This window comes from Actinoplanes aureus (assembly GCF_015704865.1).
Lineage (GTDB): Bacteria > Actinomycetota > Actinomycetes > Mycobacteriales > Micromonosporaceae > Actinoplanes > Actinoplanes aureus.
Genome location: NZ_JADQTO010000092.1, coordinates 1 through 1,372, shown reverse-complemented (window position 1 = coordinate 1,372; position 1,372 = coordinate 1). Strand labels below are relative to the sequence as shown.

Here is a 1,372-nt window from a genome sequence, read left to right as displayed (position 1 = left end):
TGAGATGCTTCTATAACTGTCAAGTGCTGCTGGCGGCCAGGTCGGCGCCCTGCAGGGTCCGGAAGAGTTGCCTGCTGATGTAGCGCTTGAGGCTGCGCATGATCTCGCGTTTGGTGCGGCCTTCGCGGGTTCGGCGGGCGACGTAGTCGCGGGTGCGGGGGTCGTGGCCCATGCGGACCAGCGCGACGGTGTAGAGCGCCCGGTTCAGGCGGCGGTCACCGCCGCGGTTGAGCCGGTAGCGGGTGGTGTTGCCTGACGAGGCCGGCAGAGGCGACACCCCGGCCAAGGACGCGAATGCTGCTTCGGAGCGGACGCGTCCGGGGTGCGACCAGGCGAGCAGGACGGTTGCGGCGACGACAGCGCCGACACCGGGCAGGGCGAGCAGCTGCGGCGCTTGCGCGGTGACGGCTTCCTGGAGCGCGGCGTGGTTAGCGGCGAGTTCGGCGTCAAGAGCGCGGATGCGCCGGGCCAGGCGGATAGCCTCGGCACGGCAGATGCCCAGCGTGCTGGTGTCGCTTCGGGTGCGCCAAGCTGCGACGGTGGCGATCGTCGTGGTGGTCAAGGCCCGGCGCGCGTCGACGCCGAGGTCAACGGTGCGCAGCAGCGCGGTCAGCGCGTTGACCGCGCGAGTGCGCTCGCCGCTCATCTGTTCGCGCGCCGCGACCAGGACCCGCAGCGCGGTGCGCTCGCCGGCTGCCCGCGGCCAGCACAGCTGGTCGACGTCCAGGTTGCGCGCGGCCTGCGCCATCGCGACGGCGTCCACGGCGTCGCTCTTGCCCCGGCGACGCCGGGTGCTGGACGGGACATCGGGGGCCTCGGCGACGGTCAAGCCGGCCGCGACCAGCTGTTCGGTGAAGGTGGCGCCGTAGGATCCGGCGCCGTCGATGACGATCAGCGTCGCCGTGTTCTGGGTGTGGCGTTGGATCCAGCCGACGGCACGGCGCAGTCCTGCTGGACTGGCCGGGAACTGGGCTTGCTGGCTGACCGCGCCGGTGCCGGCGGTGATCAGCGCGAGGGTGTGAGAGGCGGCGTGGGTGTCCACGCCGACGACGAAGTCGTACTGGTCTGCGACGATGGCCATTGCGGCGTACTGCCTTCCCGGGGAGACGTCGTGACGGCGCCGGCCCAGGAAGGTGCTCTCGAGGCAGGACTGTGATGAGCCACGATCCGCTGCAACGGGTCGGGCAAGCTTCTGATCAAGCCACCGAGAGAGGATAGGGTCGGCGCCCGACCACGAACCAGGTGGGCAGATCTCAATGAGAGCACCCCTCGGGGGCCACCTTTTCCAGGAGCCACACCCGGTCGCGATCATGACGCCGACCCTGCCAGCCAGCCCCAGGCCAGCCAAGAACTACTTTCACAGCCTTTTCCA

The 1,372-nt window shown here is 70.1% G+C and carries 1 protein-coding gene; it reads right to left on the bottom strand.

The window, feature by feature from the left end; translation table 11 throughout:
• Positions 1-19 precede the first annotated feature (19 nt).
• Complete coding sequence (locus I4J89_RS49060) at positions 20-1,081, bottom strand: IS110 family RNA-guided transposase (protein ID WP_196421096.1); 1,062 nt, start codon at positions 1,079-1,081, stop codon at positions 20-22.
• Between the last annotated feature and the right edge of the window lie 291 nt (positions 1,082-1,372).

What these genes read in the sequence shown, in the direction of transcription:
- I4J89_RS49060 (WP_196421096.1), bottom strand. Translation starts at nt 1,081, where the DNA reads ATGGCCATCGTCGCAGACCAGTACGACTTCGTCGTCGGCGTGGACACC.